This is a genomic window from Vibrio sp. 2304 (genome assembly GCF_033339475.1).
Lineage (GTDB): Bacteria > Pseudomonadota > Gammaproteobacteria > Enterobacterales > Vibrionaceae > Vibrio > Vibrio alginolyticus.
On sequence record NZ_JAWOUQ010000155.1, the window covers coordinates 1 to 507 of the forward strand.

General features: G+C 47.9%; 1 protein-coding gene. It reads right to left on the minus strand.

Translation table 11 applies throughout. The annotated features are described in order from the left end of the window. Positions 1-507: DUF294 nucleotidyltransferase-like domain-containing protein (locus R7P64_RS24770; RefSeq protein ID WP_318124299.1), on the minus strand; the 507-nt coding region annotated here is incomplete at both ends.

The following is a 507-nucleotide window of genomic DNA, read 5'->3' on the forward strand; positions in this document are numbered from 1 at the left end:
TGTGCACGAGAGCCCACTGCCAAGGCATGCACACGAATCAGATCAACCAGCGGCGCGGTGCCACGACGTTTTAGGTTGATCGAGTTTTTGTGCTGGCCATCTTTTTCCATCACAAAATCTTTGAAGAAGCCTAATGGCGGCGTGCGGTTTAGCGCATTTCGAGCCAAACATGCTAAGAAGCGATTATTTTTACGCGCTCGACGCACAATGAAGCTGGTGAGCTGTTCTGCCCATTTTAAGCGGCCATACACGCCATCTAAATCGAAAAATATTGATGCATTCAGTAACGCTTTCGGGTTGGGATCGTCAATCCAGTCAGCGAAACATTCTTCCCATTCGGAGCGAGTCATTCGCCACATCGGGTTTGTGGCCATGATGTCACCGGTACAATATTTGTAACCACAAGCGTCAAGGCCGTCACTGACAAACTTGGCGAGATCTTCAAAATACTTGCCATGTTTCTCTTCTTGATAGGATTCGTCCAGAATAATGGCGTTGTCTTGGTCA